The sequence below is a fragment of the Faecalibacterium tardum genome (genome assembly GCF_040096515.1).
Taxonomy (GTDB): Bacteria; Bacillota; Clostridia; order Oscillospirales; family Ruminococcaceae; genus Faecalibacterium; species Faecalibacterium tardum.
On record NZ_JBBMEO010000111.1, the window covers coordinates 1 to 14735 of the forward strand.

At 60.3% G+C, this 14735-nt stretch carries 16 protein-coding genes; 7 read left to right on the plus strand and 9 right to left on the minus strand.

Annotated elements, in window-relative coordinates; all coding sequences use genetic code 11:
* Window positions 1–34: 34 nt before the first annotated feature.
* Window positions 35–820, minus strand: coding sequence for a GPR endopeptidase (gene gpr / locus WMO44_RS15020; RefSeq protein WP_349153059.1), 786 nt, complete (start codon window positions 818–820; stop codon window positions 35–37).
* A 164-nt stretch (window positions 821–984) separates the two neighbouring features.
* Here gpr and rpsT point away from each other — a divergent pair, with 164 nt between their 5' ends.
* A complete protein-coding gene (gene rpsT, locus WMO44_RS15025) occupies window positions 985–1245 on the plus strand; it encodes a 30S ribosomal protein S20 (protein ID WP_005943554.1) in 261 nt (86 codons plus the stop codon).
* A gap of 71 nt (window positions 1246–1316) precedes the next feature.
* Here rpsT and WMO44_RS15030 read toward each other — a convergent pair whose 3' ends face one another.
* From WMO44_RS15030 to WMO44_RS15045, 4 genes are all read right to left on the minus strand, one after another.
* Window positions 1317–1565 (minus strand): peptidoglycan synthetase, encoded by a 249-nt coding sequence (locus WMO44_RS15030; RefSeq protein ID WP_118658550.1) that lies wholly within the window; start codon window positions 1563–1565, stop codon window positions 1317–1319.
* A 109-nt stretch (window positions 1566–1674) separates the two neighbouring features.
* A complete protein-coding gene (spoVAE, locus tag WMO44_RS15035) occupies window positions 1675–2031 on the minus strand; it encodes a stage V sporulation protein AE (RefSeq protein ID WP_055186569.1) in 357 nt (118 codons plus the stop codon).
* A 1-nt stretch (window position 2032) separates the two neighbouring features.
* Window positions 2033–3049: a stage V sporulation protein AD gene (locus WMO44_RS15040; RefSeq protein WP_349153060.1), complete on the minus strand. Its 1017-nt coding sequence runs from the start codon at window positions 3047–3049 to the stop codon at window positions 2033–2035.
* Between the two features lie 88 nt (window positions 3050–3137).
* A complete protein-coding gene (locus WMO44_RS15045; protein WP_349153061.1) occupies window positions 3138–3587 on the minus strand; it encodes a SpoVA/SpoVAEb family sporulation membrane protein in 450 nt (149 codons plus the stop codon).
* Window positions 3588–3665: 78 nt separating this feature from the next.
* Between WMO44_RS15045 and WMO44_RS15050 the strand changes: the two genes are divergently transcribed.
* The 6 genes from WMO44_RS15050 to WMO44_RS15075 all read left to right on the plus strand — a co-directional run bounded on the left by WMO44_RS15050 (window position 3666) and on the right by WMO44_RS15075 (window position 8945).
* Window positions 3666–4484 carry a M15 family metallopeptidase gene (locus tag WMO44_RS15050; protein ID WP_349153062.1) on the plus strand — a complete coding sequence of 273 codons (819 nt, stop codon included), beginning with the start codon at window positions 3666–3668 and terminating at the stop codon, window positions 4482–4484.
* 141 nt (window positions 4485–4625) lie between these two features.
* Complete coding sequence (locus tag WMO44_RS15055) at window positions 4626–5195, plus strand: DUF4358 domain-containing protein (RefSeq protein ID WP_349153063.1); 570 nt, start codon at window positions 4626–4628, stop codon at window positions 5193–5195.
* Window positions 5196–5361: 166 nt separating this feature from the next.
* Window positions 5362–6780 (plus strand): MBOAT family O-acyltransferase, encoded by a 1419-nt coding sequence (locus tag WMO44_RS15060; protein ID WP_349153064.1) that lies wholly within the window; start codon window positions 5362–5364, stop codon window positions 6778–6780.
* Between the two features lie 12 nt (window positions 6781–6792).
* Window positions 6793–7965: a DHHW family protein gene (locus WMO44_RS15065; protein ID WP_349153065.1), complete on the plus strand. Its 1173-nt coding sequence runs from the start codon at window positions 6793–6795 to the stop codon at window positions 7963–7965.
* Window positions 7966–8188: 223 nt separating this feature from the next.
* Window positions 8189–8542, plus strand: coding sequence for a hypothetical protein (locus tag WMO44_RS15070; protein WP_055186576.1), 354 nt, complete (start codon window positions 8189–8191; stop codon window positions 8540–8542).
* Window positions 8543–8618: 76 nt separating this feature from the next.
* Window positions 8619–8945: a hypothetical protein gene (locus WMO44_RS15075; RefSeq protein ID WP_055186577.1), complete on the plus strand. Its 327-nt coding sequence runs from the start codon at window positions 8619–8621 to the stop codon at window positions 8943–8945.
* Between the two features lie 227 nt (window positions 8946–9172).
* Here the strand turns inward: WMO44_RS15075 and dnaJ are convergent, their stop codons facing one another.
* The 4 genes from dnaJ to hrcA form a co-directional block, all read right to left on the minus strand.
* Complete coding sequence (dnaJ, locus tag WMO44_RS15080; protein WP_349153066.1) at window positions 9173–10345, minus strand: molecular chaperone DnaJ; 1173 nt, start codon at window positions 10343–10345, stop codon at window positions 9173–9175.
* A 283-nt stretch (window positions 10346–10628) separates the two neighbouring features.
* Complete coding sequence (dnaK, locus tag WMO44_RS15085) at window positions 10629–12455, minus strand: molecular chaperone DnaK (protein ID WP_055186579.1); 1827 nt, start codon at window positions 12453–12455, stop codon at window positions 10629–10631.
* Between the two features lie 101 nt (window positions 12456–12556).
* Complete coding sequence (locus WMO44_RS15090; RefSeq protein WP_349153067.1) at window positions 12557–13174, minus strand: nucleotide exchange factor GrpE; 618 nt, start codon at window positions 13172–13174, stop codon at window positions 12557–12559.
* A complete protein-coding gene (hrcA, locus tag WMO44_RS15095; RefSeq protein WP_055186581.1) occupies window positions 13171–14244 on the minus strand; it encodes a heat-inducible transcriptional repressor HrcA in 1074 nt (357 codons plus the stop codon). The genes WMO44_RS15090 and hrcA overlap by 4 nt, the downstream gene beginning before the upstream one ends.
* Between the last annotated feature and the right edge of the window lie 491 nt (window positions 14245–14735).

Genomic DNA, 14735 nt, shown 5'->3' on the forward strand with positions numbered 1-14735 from the left:
TCCTCCTGCCCCAGCGGAGGGCATTTCAAATCGTTCACCCCGTCAGCCAGCAGAGCTGCTGCACGGTAAGGCGGGGCTGCAAGGCGCGGTTGACCGCACACGCCAGCAGCGCCGCGCCGTGGGCAATGACGCTGTCCAGTGCGCGGGGCGTGACCACAAGGTCTGCGCCCTCCTGCGCTTGCATCAGGGTGGGGATGCCCGCCGCCACCACCGGCACGCCTAAGGTATCCCGGGTCAGGTGGCGGGTGTGGTCGGTTTGCGCCGGGTAAAGCCCCGAGTCCGAAAACTGCACCGTGCGCCCCAGCCGCTGCCCCTCGGCAGAGCAAAGACTGTCCACGCAGACCACCGCCGCCGGGCGCAGCTGCCTCACCAGCGCCGCCGCCAGCTGCTGAAGCGAAAGCCCGGTGGCTGCCGCCACCCCGGGCGCAACGGCCGCCACCGGGCGCAGGCCCCGCACCGGCGGGGCGGCGCCCGCGCCCATGGTGACAAGGATGTGCTGCACCGTGCGCGGGCCAAGGGCATCGGCGGTGATGCGGCGGTTGCCCACCCCCAGCACCAGCACCGGGCCTTTGGGCGGCAAAAGGGCGCGCAGCTCCCGGGCGCACACCTCAATGACGGCGGCGTCCCGCTCGTCCAGCACGCTGACGCTGGGCCTTTCCAGCGTGACATACCTGCCCCGGGGGCGGCTGAGCCCCTCGCGGGCAACTTCTACCCGCGTCACCGTCACCCCGCCGTGGCGGGCGGTGGCCAGCCGCACCCCTGCGGGCAGGGGCTGCGCCGCGCCTGAAAACAGCTCGTCGGCCATATCCGTAGTACGCATTTCCACACTCTCCGTTCCTTTTTGGGGCAAAAGCCCGCTTTCTTGCCGGAAAGTATGGGAAAAATAAAACTTTTCCAAACAAAAATCAAAAAAACGCTTGCGCTGGTACGCGAAATATGGTATCATAGGGTGCGCTGTTATAGGTAGCCAAGGAGGTGGAACGAATGCCTAACATCAAATCTCAGAAGGACCGCGTCGTGCAGGCTGCTGCAGAGCAGGCTCACAACAAGGCCATTAAGACCAACCTGAAAACAGTCGTCAAGAAGGCAGACGCTGCCATCGATGCGAATGCCGCTGACAAGGACGCAACCGTCCTGGCTGCTGTTTCCGCGATCGACAAGGCTCGCGCTAAGGGTGTCATCAAGAAGAACACCGCCAGCCGCAAGATCAGCCGTATGGCAAAGCGTGCTAACAAGAACGCTTGATCGCGCAGTTTGATTGACGAACAAAACCTCTGTACCGGGTAACCGGCACAGGGGTTTTTGTTTTTTCGCTGTTATGTCCCGCACAGCGCGGCAAGGCTTTGCCGCTGTACCGGCTGTAGCAGCTGCTCCGGCGGCAGGGGCTGCGGCGGCACCATCCACCACACCGCCCACGCTGCAGGGACCACCGCCGCCAGCATAAGCCCCGGGTACAAAAGTGCCGGCTCGTGCAGCCACGGGCTGCCGGGCGGCAGCACCAGCGCCGTGCACAGGCACAGCGCTGCCCACAGCTCCCACAATACGGTCTGTCCGCTGTGTTTCATGCGCTTCACCTCCGTTTTGCCCCCAGTTTACCAGCCGCCGGGCGCAAAATATAGCGAAGCAGCGCAGACAAGCAGCACTTTCCCGCAAACCGCAAACGCATTCCATTATTCAGTTCTGGTCGTGGCTTTTGCCCACAAGGCTGCACACCACACCGCAGACAAGGCTTGCGGTGATGCCCGCAGAAGCCGCGGTCAACCCACCGGTCAGGATGCCGATAGCCCCCTTTTCCGCCACGGCGGTGCGCACCCCCTTTGCAAGCAGATGCCCAAAGCCCAGCAGCGGCACGCTCGCCCCCGCACCGGCAAACTCTGCCAGCGGCGCATACAGCCCCACCGCCGAAAGTACCACTCCTGCCACCACATAGCCGGTCAGGATGCGGGCCGGGGTCAGCTTTGTCAGGTCGATGAGCAGCTGCCCCACCGCACAGAGGACACCGCCTATTAAAAATGCCCACAGATAGTTCATTTCAGCTCTCCTTTTCCGGTGCGGTCAGTTCTACCAGATGTGCCACCGCCGGGATGCTCTCCTTCTGCAAAAAGGTGGTCTGGCTCATCAGTGCCCCGGTGGCGATGAACAGCACCCGGCGGCTGCCACGGCGCAGCAGCTTTGGCAGGATATGCCCACAGAGCACGGCGGCGCAGCAGCCCGCGCCCGAGCCACCGCTCTTTACCCGCTGCTCCTCGGCATCGTAAAGCAGACAGCCGCAGTCCGCGTGGTTTTTCAGCAGCAGACCCTCTGCCGCCAACAGCTCCCGCAGCATCTGACTGCCTACCAGCCCAAGGTCGCCGGTGTAGATGCAGTCAAAATCCCGCAGTTCTGCATGGGTATCGGCAAGATAATGCAGCAGGGTGGCGGCTGCTGCCGGTGCCATGGCTGCGCCCATGTTGTTGATATCCTTGATGTTATAGTCCTGCACCCGGCCAAGGGTGGCGGCGGCAATGCCCACCCCCTGCCCTGCCGGACGCAGCAGGCAGCACCCGGCGGCGGTAGCCGTCCACTGCGCGGTAGGGGTGCGCACCGCGCCGTAACTTAGCGGGGTGCGGAACTGACGCTCTGCCGCGCAGAAATGGCTGGAGGTCATGGCCAGCAGGTTCTGTGCCGCCCCGCTGCTGCACAGTGCCGCGCCCAGCGCCAGCGCCTCGGCCATGGTGCTGCACGCGCCGAACAGCCCCGCAAAGGGCATGCCCAGCTCCCGCAGCGCGTAGCCGGAGGCGGTGCACTGCGCCTGCAAGTCCCCTGCCAGCGCAAGGTCCACCCGCTCTGCGGGCAGAGACGCCTTTTGCAGGCAGAGCCGCGCCGCCCGCAGCTGCAATTGCTTTTCGGCAGCCTCCCAACTGCGCTGTCCCAGCCGGTTGTCGGTGGTCAGTTCATCAAAGCCCGCCGCCAGCGGGCCATCGCTCTCTTTTTTGCCGCCCACCGCCGCCTGTGCGGCGATGACCGGCGGGGTGTGGAACAACAGGGTATCGCCCCGACGCTCTGTCATAAAAAATTTCTCCTTTTCTGCAAAAAATGCCCCGGAACGTGCTATACTGTTGCTGCGGCGCTGCAATATCCGGCGGGGCTGTTCCGTATTATAGGATAGAAGCCCCCAGCAGCCACAGCACCGCACCGTACACCACCGCCGCCAGCGTGCCGTACACGATGACCGGTCCGGCGATGAGGAACATCTTGGCTCCCGTGCCCGGCACCCGTCCCTCGGCTTTGAACTCGATGGCCGCGCTGACCACCGCGTTGGCAAAGCCGGTGATGGGCACCAGCGACCCCGCCCCGGCCTTTGCCGCCAGCTTCTGGTACCAGCCCAGCGTGGTCAGCACCGCCGAGAACAAAATCAAAGTGCAGCTGGTCAGGGTACCCGCCGTTTCGGCGTCCGCACCCTGCCGCAAAAACAGCTGCCGCAGCCCTTCGCCCAGCAGGCAGATGCCGCCGCCTACACAGAATGCCCACATGCAGTCTGCCAGAAGCGGCGAATGCGGCCCCGCCTTCTGCACCCGGCGTGCGTATTCCTGCGCTGTCATCTTCATCTTCCCGCGCCCCCTTTTGCGGATAGTCTGCCCGGGGCGGCGGGTGCTTATCCTTTTTTGCGAAAGAAGGTATAGTCTATGCGTTCTTCCCATCATCGCAACCATCACGCCCGGCGTCTGCTCTGCCTGACGGCGCTGGCCTGCTTTGTGGCGGGCGGCACTGCCTACGCCTGCACCCGCAAAGCTGCGGTGCCGCAGCTGCCCGAGCTGCCTGCCGAGAGCCTTGAGCAGCCCGCCGAATACGGCGTGCAGCAGAGCACCCTTACCGCCGCACAGGCACAGGCCATCCTGGATGACCCCCGTATGATCCTTGTCAGCCGCACCCACCCGATAACGGAGGACTACCCCGTCGAGACCAAGGAATGCGGCTCGGCCACCGCCATCAACAAGACTTTGCAGACCGAAGCCGCCAATGCTTTTCTTTCCATGCAGGCTGCTGCCGCCAAGGACGGCGTGGATGTGCGGATGCAAAGCGGCTACCGCAGCGTCAGCTACCAGAAAAAGCTGTACGACAACAAGACCCAGTACTACCGTGATAAGGGCCTGAGCGAAGCTGCCGCCCGGGAAAAGGCGGCTGCCATCGTGAACCCGCCGGGCTGCTCGGAGCACAACTGCGGCCTTGCCGCCGACCTGAACAGCCCGGAGCACACCACCCTTGACACCGGCTTTGCCGACACCGACGCTTTCCGCTGGCTGTGCGAGAACGCGGAGCAGTACGGCTTTATCCTGCGCTACCCCAAGGAAGCCGAAAGCGTGACCGGCATCACCTACGAGCCGTGGCACTGGCGCTATGTAGGCCCGGAAAACGCCGCCCTGCTCAACCAGAGCGGCCTGTGTCTGGAGGACGCCATCGCCGTTTTGCAGCGCATTGCCGCCGGGGAGACCGTGACCGGTTAAAATCCGATGAAAACTGCCGGAAAACCCTGTGGGGTGCGTTGCAATTTACCTGCTGTTATGGTAAGATAAATACAGTCTGCCCGTGTGCGCGATACCGCCCCGGGCTGTGACAAATGAATTCAACAAAAGAAGGAATATTTTATGATAAACCGCACAAAACTTTCTGTGATCGCCGTCAGCGCCGTGCTGGCTGTTGCCCTGACCGGCTGCGGCGGCAGCGCTTCTTCCGCGCCGTCCTCCGTGTCCAGCGCCTCTGCCTCTGCACCGGTCTCCGATGCAGCTTCTCCGGCGGCGGATACCACCGAAAACGGCACTGCCGATCTGGACAGCGCCGTGGAGACCCTGCTGGCTGCCAACCCCATCTCCAACCAGTTCGAGATCGCCGCCATGAACATCGAGTACGACTTCGGCCTGAAGGCGGAGGACGTAGCCGCCTACAAGGGCGTGAAGAGCAATGACAACGGCGACGCCGGCCTTGTGCTGGTGGTGGAAGCTGCTTCCGGCAAGGCACAGGACGTGGTGACCGCGCTGGAAAGCTACAAGCAGGATCAGGTGGCTTTCTACGGCAACTACGCCGAGTTTGCACAGGCACAGAGCAACGTGGAAAACGCCATCATCTCCTCCAAGGGCGACCGTGTGGTCATGGTGATTGCCTCTAACGCGTGCTCCGCAGACCTGAACAGTGCTGTGGACAGCGCCCTGAACAGCTGAATCTGACCTTCCGAGCCGGTGCCATCTGCGGCATCGGCTTTTTTCAGTAGAAAACCCCTGATGAGGGGTATTTCTGCTGAAGCTGCGCCCGCATCCGTCATGCCACCTTCCCCCAGCCGGGGGAAGGCTGAGTCTGTAATTCCGTGTAAAAAAGGAGGCTGACCCCTTGGTTTTCAGCACCATCATCTTCCTGTTCCGCTTTTTGCCCATCACGCTGGCGCTGTACTATCTTGCCCCCGCAAAACTGAAAAACACCGTGCTGTTTTTGTGCAGTCTGGTGTTCTACTGCTGGGGCGAGGTGCGCTTTTTCCCGGTCATGGTGGCACTTATCCTCATCAACTACCTCAGCGGCCTTGCCATCGAACATTTTGATGCAAAGCCCGCGCTGCGCCGCTTTTTTCTGCTGGTGGCGCTCATTGGCAGCTTGGGGATGCTGTTCTACTTCAAGTACGCAAACTTTGTGCTGCGCAGCGTGAATGCCCTGCTGGGCACCGCCTTTGCCGAAATTCAGGGCATCGGCACCTTGCCGCTGGGCATCAGCTTCTACACCTTCCAGACCCTTTCCTACTCCATCGACGTCTACCGCCGGGATGTAAAAGCCGAGCGCAATATCATCGACTTCGGCGCTTATGTGGTCATGTTCCCGCAGCTCATCGCGGGGCCTATCGTCAAGTACCGGGACGTCTCCGACCAGCTGCACGTCTACAAGCACCGCTATAACCTCAAACAGATTGAAGAGGGCATGACCCTGTTCACCTTCGGTCTTGCCAAGAAGGTGCTGCTGGCAGACGCCGTGGGCGCGCTGTGGACAGACATTATCGGGGTAGCCGACAGCCCTTCCACTACCTTTGTGGGTCTGGCGAACGCTTCCACCCCGCTGGTGTGGCTGGGCATCATCGCATACAGTTTGCAGCTGTACTTCGATTTCTCCGGCTACTCCCTCATGGGCATCGGCATGGGTAAGATGCTGGGCTTCGACTTCCCCGCAAACTTCAACTACCCCTATATCTCCGCCTCCATCACCGAGTTCTGGCGGCGCTGGCACATGACCCTGTCCGGCTGGTTTAGGGAGTATGTGTATATCCCGCTGGGCGGCAACCGCAAGGGGCTTAAGCGGCAGATCTTGAACCTGTTCATCGTGGAGCTGCTCACCGGCATCTGGCACGGCGCGAACTGGAACTTTATCTGCTGGGGCCTTTACTACTTTGTGCTGCTGGCGGTCGAAAAGCTGTTTTTGCTGCCCTACCTGAAAAAGGGTAAGGTGTGGCCGCACCTGTACACCCTGTTCCTTGTGGTGGTGGGCTGGGCGATGTTCGTGGGCAACGACACCGGCGTGTCCTTCGGGCTGCTGTTCCAAAAGCTCTTCATCCCCTCCGGCGGGGTGTCGCCGCTGTATTTCCTGCGGAATTACGGCGTGCTGCTGGCGGTAAGCGTGGTGTGCTGCACCCCGCTGATCGAAAAGCTGTGGGATGTGCTGCGCAAGAACGTAGTCACCCGCTGCGCTGCCATCCTGGCGCTGCTGGTGGTCTCCACCGCCTATGTGGTGGGCAGCACCAACAGCCCGTTCCTGTATTTTAACTTTTAAGGAGGCGGGAAGATGTCCAAACACGAGAAAAAGACCTCCTCCCTTTTGCACTACCCGGTGCTGGTGGTGTTCAGCCTGTTTTTCATCGGGCTGTTCGCGCTGGATATGGTCACCCCGGATCGCAGTTACAGCGAGCTGGAGAATACCACCCTGAGCCAGCGCCCGGCGCTGACCCAGTTCACCGCCAAGGGGCTGAACAGCTACTTTACCGCCTACACCAAATACGTCAAGGATCAGGTGGCGGGGCGCGACCAGTGGATCAGCCTGCAGAGCGTGGTAGAGACCACCCTGCTGCAAAAGCAGCAGAACGGCGGCATCCTGCTGGGCAAGGAGCACATGATGTTCCCCCGCACCTACGGGCTGCTTTCCAGCGAGGAGCGCACCCTGCCCAAGAATACGGCGGCGCTCACCGCGCTGTGCCAGCGCTACCCGGGCAAGGTGAATGTACTGGTGGCACCCGCTGCCAGCGATATCTATAAAGAGAACGTGCCCGCAAACGCCCCCCTGCTGGACGAGGACGGCTACCTTGACGGGCTTTCCGCTGCGGTACAGGCGGCGGGCGGCAGCTTTGTGGACGTGCGCCAGACCCTTACCGCCCACAAGAGCGAGTATATCTACTACCGCACCGACCACCACTGGACGAGCCTTGGCGCTTACTACGCCTACAGCCAGCTGTGCGATGCCCTTGGCCTTACCCCCTTTGATACCGCCGCCCACACTGCGCTGACTGCCGATGGCTTTTACGGCACCCACTACGCCAAGGCGCGCACATGGAACGCCGTGCCGGACGTGATCACCTACTACGACCTTGACAACACTCTGACGGTCTGGAACGTGACGGCGGCAGGCCAGCCCACCGAAGGGCAGACCACCGGCCTGTACGACACAGATAAGCTCGCCGTCTATGATAAATACGCCATGTTCCTGCACGGCAACAACGGTTTAAGCCGGGTGCAGGGCAACGGCAGTGGGCGCATCCTTGTCATCAAGGACAGCTACGCCAACTGCTTTGTGCCCTACCTGACCGCCAACTACGCCGACATTGACGTGGTGGATTTCCGCAACTACAACTACGGCTTGGACAAGCTGATCGCCGATAACAGCTACGACCAGATCCTTGTACTGTACAATTTTGACAGCTTCAAGAGCGACCCCTACCTCTACCGCGCCGGGGTGACGGGGTAAAATAACCAAATGCCGAAATTATTGCAGTCTATTTTCACAAATTTATAGCTGCAATTTCATGCGTCCCGCCAGTTTTTGCACAGATGTGCCAAAACCCCTTGATAAAATCCGACCACTGTTGTAGAATGACCATATAGAGAACAATGCTCTATCGGCCTTGGGTATGGACGCCGGGGAATCGGGATGCAATGCGGCATTCCCCCTTGACAAAGGAGTATTGAAGATGAAAAAGATGAATTATCCCGCAGATTATGCGGTACTTTCCAACGAAGAAATGACCTACACCACCGGCGGCGGCGCAGTGGATAATGCTGCCGGTCTCGCCACTACCGCCGCAACGGTCGTAGGTGCTGTGGTGCTGGCCTCCAGCTATATCTGGGGCATCAAGCAGGCACGCACCTGGCTGCAGCAGGACGGCAACAAGGACGGCAACTTCTTTACCGTGATGGGCCGTGCCACCGATGCCATTGCCGCCGATATGGGCAAATCTGCCGGCAACTTTGTACGGGACGCCGTTTCCGCCACCATGGTAGTGGCACTGGCTCCCCTGAGCGCCATTCTGCTGGTCGTGCGCTGAGACCCTTTATTCAGAAAAAACGGTGCGTTTTTGGGTGCACCGTTTTGGATAGCTTTGTTTCAAAAGGAGTGTTATTATGGAAAAAATGATGATGCCCGCGTATTACAACGTCCTGTCCACTGAGGAAATGACCTACACCGAAGGCGGCGCTACCATGGTTCAGGCAGCCTGCGCATGGTTCATCCCCTTCTACGGCTGGTTCAAGGGCATTACTGCTGTCCGCGACTACCGCAAGAAGAATCCTAACAACTGGACCGAGACCGGTCTGGACGCCCTGAGCAAGGACATGGAGAAGAGCACTGCCAACCTGCTGTATGACATTGCATGTGCCGCCAGTGTTGTCGGCTCCTGCGCAAGTGTTGTGTGGCTGATCCCGAATGCTCTCATCGTCTTCGGCTCCTGATTTCCCGGAGTAGACCAAAGAACAAAGCAAGCGGAGGCGCTGCCCTTTCGGGCAGCGCCTCCGCTGTTTTTATAGGGTTTTCTTTTAGCTTTCGTCTCATGTATCCAAGTTTTCGTCTAAAACAGGGTGCATTTTAGACGAAAGTGCAAGTGTGTGAGACGAATCGGCCTTGCGCAGACACAAAAAACGGCGGCACGCTCCATCGGAGCGCGCCGCCGTTTGGTATTTTATGCGTTGAACATATCCTTCAGCTTTTTGAAGAAGCCCTTACGCTTTTCGTAGTTTTCTTCTTTCAAGGTGCCCTCAAATTTCTTCAGGGCATCGCGCTGCGCCTTGTTCAGCTTTTTGGGGATCTCCACCTCGCACTTGACGTACATATCGCCGCGGCCACGGCCGTTCAGGTACTGGATTCCCTTGCCGCGCAGGCGGAAGGTGGTGCCGCTCTGGGTGCCCTCGGGCACGGTGTACTCCACCTTGCCGTCAATGGAGGGTACGGTGACGCTGTCGCCCAGCACAGCCTGACTGTAAGTGATGGGCACGGTGACCCACACATCGTAGCCGTCGCGCTGGAACACCTCGCTGGGGCGCACGCTGACCATGACGATGACATCACCGGCGGGGCCGCCGTTGGTACCGGCATCGCCCATGCCGCGCAGTGCAAAGCTCTGGTCGTCGTCGATGCCCATGGGGATGGACACCTCCAGCGTCTTTTTGGTAGCCACCTTGCCGCTGCCGTGGCAGACCTTGCAGGGGTTCTTTACCAGCTTGCCCTTGCCGCCGCAGCGGGAGCAGGGCTGCTGGGTCTGCATCACGCCAAAGGGGGTGCGCTGCTGGCGGATGACAAAGCCGCGTCCGCCGCAGTCCGGGCAGGTCTCGGGGCTAGTACCGGCGGCGCAGCCGGAGCCGTGGCACGCAGTACACTCCTGCTGACGGGTGATGGTAATGTTCTTCTTGCAGCCGTGCACGGCCTCGTCAAAGCTCAGGGTGATGCGCACCCGGATGTCCTGACCCTTGCGGGGGGCGTTGGGATTTGCCTGACGGGACGAGCCGCCGAAGCCGCCAAAGCCGCCGCCGAAGATATCGCCAAAAATGTCGCCCAAGTCCACGCCGTCGCCACCAAAACCGCTAAAGCCGCCGGGGCCGCCGCCGTTCTGTGCTGCATAAGTGGGGTCAACACCGGCAAAGCCGTACTGGTCGTACAGCTGGCGCTTTTTCGGGTCCGAAAGCACCTCGTTTGCCTCGTTGATCTCCTTGAACTTTGCCTCAGCGTCCTTATCGCCGGGGTTATAGTCCGGGTGGTACTTCATGGCAAGCTTGCGGTATGCCTTTTTGATCTCGGCATCGCTTGCGCCCTTGGATACCCCCAGCACTTCGTAATAATCACGCTTTTCCTGTGCCATATCCACTCACCTCTCCGGGAACGCCCTCCCCGGGTAACGCCCCGGTCGGTTCCTCCTGTTCAAAAGCTCCCGCTTCGGTCTTTCGCAGCTGTTGTCTGCGCCCTCATCCGTCATGCCGCTTCGCGTCATGCCACCTTCCCCCGTCCGGGGGAAGGCTTTTGCGGCAGCGAGAACTCTTTTACTTATAAACCAGCAAGAGCCGCTCCGGCCTAAACCGGAGCGGCTTTTGCTTTATTGCGCGTGTGCCCGCCGGTTTGGCCGGACACAGCGCTTTGTGTCAAACTTAGACTTCCTTGAAGTCGGCATCCACAACGCCGTCATCGTTGGGCTTTGCGTTGGTTGCGCCTGCGTCAGCACCGGGCTGTGCACCGGCGGCCTGCTGTGCGGCAGCGGCTGCCTGATACATCTTCTCGAACACCTGGCTCAGGGCTTCCTGCTTTGCCTTGATGTCGTCCACGTTGCCGGACTGGACAGCGGTCTTGAGGTCGGCCAGCTTTGCCTCGGCATCGCTCTTCACGTCTGCGGGCAGCTTGTCGCCGTTCTCCTTCAGCATCTTCTCGGTCTGGAACACCATCTGGTCGGCACCATTGCGGATATCGACCTCTTCACGCTTCTTCTTATCGTCGGCAGCAAACTGCTCAGCTTCCTTCACAGCCTTGTCGATGTCTTCCTTGGACATATTGGTAGAAGCGGTGATGGTGATGTTCTGTTCCTTGCCGGTGCCCAGATCCTTAGCGCTGACCTTCACGATGCCGTTGGCATCGATATCGAAGGTAACTTCGATCTGAGGCACGCCACGGGGAGCCGGAGCAATACCATCCAGATGGAACACACCCAAGCTCTTGTTGTCGCGGGCAAACTCACGCTCGCCCTGCAGCACGTTGACCTCAACAGAGGGCTGGTTGTCGGCTGCGGTGGAGAACACCTGACTCTTGTGGGTGGGGATGGTGGTGTTGCGGTCGATGATCTTGGTGCACACGCCGCCCAGAGTCTCAATGCCGAGGCTCAGCGGGGTGACATCCAGCAGCAGCAGACCCTTCTTCTCGCCGTTCAGAACGCCGCCCTGAATAGCAGCACCGACAGCCACGCACTCATCGGGGTTGATGCCCTTGAAGGGCTCGCAGTTCAGTTCCTTCTTCACTGCGTCGTAGACAGCGGGGATACGGGTAGAACCACCGACCATCAGAACCTTCTTCAGGTCGGAAGCGCGCAGACCTGCATCCTGCAGAGCCTTGCGCACGGGGGTCATGGTGCGATCGACCAGATCAGCGGTCAGCTCGTTGAACTTTGCGCGGGTCAGGGTCATATCCAGGTGCTTGGGGCCGGTAGCATCAGCGGTGATGAAGGGCAGGTTGATCTGGCTGCTCATTGCGCTGGACAGCTCGATCTTAGCCTTCTCGGCAGCTTCCTTCAAGCGCTGTGCAGCCATCTTGTCCTTGCGCAGGTCGATGCCGTTCTCGGTCTGGAAGGCATCTGCCATCCAGTCGATGATGCGCTGGTCGAAGTCATCGCCGCCCAGATGGGTATCGCCGTTGGTTGCCAGAACCTCGGTAACGCCGTCGCCCATCTCGATGATGGACACATCGAAGGTGCCGCCGCCCAGATCGTAGACCATGATCTTCTGGTCGTCCTCTTTATCCACACCGTAAGCCAGAGCAGCTGCGGTGGGCTCGTTGATGATACGGCGGACGTTCAGGCCGGCAATGGTGCCTGCGTCCTTGGTGGCCTGACGCTGGCTGTCGTTGAAGTAGGCAGGCACAGTGATGACAGCCTCGGTGACGGTCTCGCCCAGATAAGCCTCGGCATCAGCCTTCAGCTTCTGCAGGATCATAGCGCTGACCTGCTGGGGAGTGTACTCCTTGCCGTTCAGGGTCACCTTATGGTCGGTGCCCATCTGACGCTTGATGGAAGAAACGGTGTTGTCGGGGTTGGTGATAGCCTGACGCTTTGCAACCTGACCTACCAGACGGTCGCCGGTCTTGGTGAAGCCGACAACGGACGGGGTGGTGCGGGCGCCCTCAGAGTTGGCGATGACAACGGGCTCGCCGCCCTCCATAACAGCCACGCAGCTGTTGGTAGTACCAAGGTCGATACCAATAATCTTACTCATAATGAAGTCTCCTCTCGAAAGAACAAATCTTGTTTATATGATGCTTATGATGATGTCAAGCGGATGTTATTGCAAACTCCCTTGCGGGAGGTTCGGCTTATTTATTCGGCCACCACAACGGTTGCATGGCGGATGATCTTGTCACCCAGCTTGTAACCCTTCTGGAAAACGGTGACCACCGTGCCGCTCTCCTGCCCGTCCGGGGCGGGGATCTGCTGCACAGCATTCATAAAGTTGGGGTCAAAGGGCTTGCCCAGCACCTCGATCTCCTCCACATGGAGGGCGTCCAGTGCCTTTGCCGCCTTATCCAGCGTCATGACCACGCCCTTTTTGTAGTTCTCATCGGTGGTGGGGGCGTTGGCAGCCATATTCAGCGTATCCAGAATGGGGATGATCTTTTCCACTGCATGGGAAACACCGTCGCCAAACTTCTGGTCGGCCTCGCGGGTGGAGCGCTTGCGGTAGTTGTCGTACTCGGCAGCCATGCGCAGCAGCTGATCCTTGGCCTGTGCGGCGTTCTTTTCCGCTGCATCCAGCTTTGCCTTAATGGCTTCCATCTCCCGGGCCTTCTTGTTGAACCAGCCGCCGTCCTTCTTCTTGTCCTCTTCGGTAGCAGCTTCGGCAGCAGCCTGTTCGGGCGCTGCGGCAGCGGTCTTTTCCTCGGGGGCAGTTTCCGGCTGCTCGGTCTCGGGCACCGTGTTCTTTGCTTCTTCGCTCATTCCAGATCCTCCTTATAGATCACAGTCCGCCGTGGTACGGCAGCCTGCGGGGTGTCTTTTCGTTTGCCGCTCATGCCCTCGCCCAGCTGGTCTGCAAACTCGTGCAGCAGGGGCATCAGCTTCTGGAAGGGCATCCGGGTGGGGCCGATCAGGGCAATGGAGCCCCACAGCCCGCCGCCTACCAGATACCGGCCGCTCACGATGCACAGCCCGGGGATCTGCGGTTCCAGATCCTCGCCCAGCAGCACGCTTTCGCTGCGGTTTTCCGGGGGTGCGATCAGGCTTGCGGCCTGTTCCTCGTCGTTCAGCAGGGTAAGGATATCACCCACCCGGCCGTCCAGCTGCGGCCAGTCCAGCAGGTACTGCTCGCCGCCCAGAAATACATGGGGCTTTACGCTGTCCTGCAAAATTGCGGCTGCGGCGCTGACCACCGGCACAAGTTCCGGTGCGATCTGGCTGCACAGCTCGCTGAGCATCCGGGTGGAAAGATCCACCGGTGCCACAAAGGTAAGGTTGCGGTTGAGCAGCGCCGCAAGGGCAGCTGCATTTTCCCGGGAAAGCCCGGTGCGTACCCGCGCCACCCGGGTGCGGACGTAACCGGCAGTGGTCACAGCCAGCACAGCGGCTGCGCTGCGGCCCACCTGCACCACCTCGTAATGGGCGATGCACAGATCCTCGGCGCAGGGGGTGCTGACGGCGGCGGTGCAGCCGCTGATGGCGGCCAGCGCCTTGGCAGCGCCCTGTGCCAGCTTTTCCGGCTCGTGGTCAAGGCTGGCGAACACCGCATCTACCCGGGCGCGGGTAACGCGGTCCAGCGGCTGATCATCGGTCAGCAGGTTGTCCAGATAATACCGGTAGCCCTTGGCGCTGGGCACACGCCCCGCGCTGGTGTGGGGCTGCTCCAGCAGGCCCAGCTTTGTCAGCGCCGCCATCTCGTTGCGCAGCGTTGCGCTGGACACTGCCATATCAAAGTAGTTTGCCAGCACGCTGCTGCCCACCGGCTCGCCCTCAAGGCCATACAGCGCCACGATCGCCTGCAAGACCCGTTGCTTGCGTGCATCCATCGTCATAGCGCCTGCCTCCTTTTTGTATTGCTTTTGTTTGTTTAGCACTCCTTGTTCCTGAGTGCTAAGACCATTATAACCGTTTTTGCCCTGCTGTCAAGCCCTTTGCAAAAATGTTTATAAAGATTCATAATTCTGTCATAAAGGGGTGTGAACTCCCTCAGTCAAAGCCTGCGGCTTTGCCAGCTCCCTCTGGGAGGGAGCCTTTGGCATGGCGGTACAGTTTCCGGCTCAAGCGCAAAGTTTGCGGGCGTGCCGCTCCCCCTTGGGGGAGCTGTCGCGCAGCGACTGAGGGGCTGCAAATCGGCGGAGCCGGAAAAAACGGTTAAAAGATCTTCACGCCGAACAGGCGTGAATCTTCAGTTTTTTCCGGTGTAGCCCTCCTCTTTGGGGTTAAAAGGGGCGAGCAGCCCCTTTTTCGTGGCTCCAGCGCGTCGAAATCGCTGGCACTTTTCTGGTTCTCTTTTGGTGTCAAAAGAGAACATCCCCGGGCAGCA

Excerpts from the sequence above, each read along its gene's own strand:
- gpr (WP_349153059.1), bottom strand. The coding sequence starts at position 820 with ATGCGTACTACGGATATGGCCGACGAGCTGTTTTCAGGCGCGGCGCAG.
- rpsT (WP_005943554.1), top strand. The coding sequence starts at position 985 with ATGCCTAACATCAAATCTCAGAAGGACCGCGTCGTGCAGGCTGCTGCA.
- WMO44_RS15030 (WP_118658550.1), bottom strand. The coding sequence starts at position 1,565 with ATGAAACACAGCGGACAGACCGTATTGTGGGAGCTGTGGGCAGCGCTG.
- spoVAE (WP_055186569.1), bottom strand. The coding sequence starts at position 2,031 with ATGAACTATCTGTGGGCATTTTTAATAGGCGGTGTCCTCTGTGCGGTG.
- WMO44_RS15040 (WP_349153060.1), bottom strand. The coding sequence starts at position 3,049 with ATGACAGAGCGTCGGGGCGATACCCTGTTGTTCCACACCCCGCCGGTC.
- WMO44_RS15045 (WP_349153061.1), bottom strand. The coding sequence starts at position 3,587 with ATGAAGATGACAGCGCAGGAATACGCACGCCGGGTGCAGAAGGCGGGG.
- WMO44_RS15050 (WP_349153062.1), top strand. The coding sequence starts at position 3,666 with ATGCGTTCTTCCCATCATCGCAACCATCACGCCCGGCGTCTGCTCTGC.
- WMO44_RS15055 (WP_349153063.1), top strand. The coding sequence starts at position 4,626 with ATGATAAACCGCACAAAACTTTCTGTGATCGCCGTCAGCGCCGTGCTG.
- WMO44_RS15065 (WP_349153065.1), top strand. The coding sequence starts at position 6,793 with ATGTCCAAACACGAGAAAAAGACCTCCTCCCTTTTGCACTACCCGGTG.
- WMO44_RS15070 (WP_055186576.1), top strand. The coding sequence starts at position 8,189 with ATGAAAAAGATGAATTATCCCGCAGATTATGCGGTACTTTCCAACGAA.
- WMO44_RS15075 (WP_055186577.1), top strand. The coding sequence starts at position 8,619 with ATGGAAAAAATGATGATGCCCGCGTATTACAACGTCCTGTCCACTGAG.
- dnaJ (WP_349153066.1), bottom strand. The coding sequence starts at position 10,345 with ATGGCACAGGAAAAGCGTGATTATTACGAAGTGCTGGGGGTATCCAAG.
- dnaK (WP_055186579.1), bottom strand. The coding sequence starts at position 12,455 with ATGAGTAAGATTATTGGTATCGACCTTGGTACTACCAACAGCTGCGTG.
- WMO44_RS15090 (WP_349153067.1), bottom strand. The coding sequence starts at position 13,174 with ATGAGCGAAGAAGCAAAGAACACGGTGCCCGAGACCGAGCAGCCGGAA.
- hrcA (WP_055186581.1), bottom strand. The coding sequence starts at position 14,244 with ATGACGATGGATGCACGCAAGCAACGGGTCTTGCAGGCGATCGTGGCG.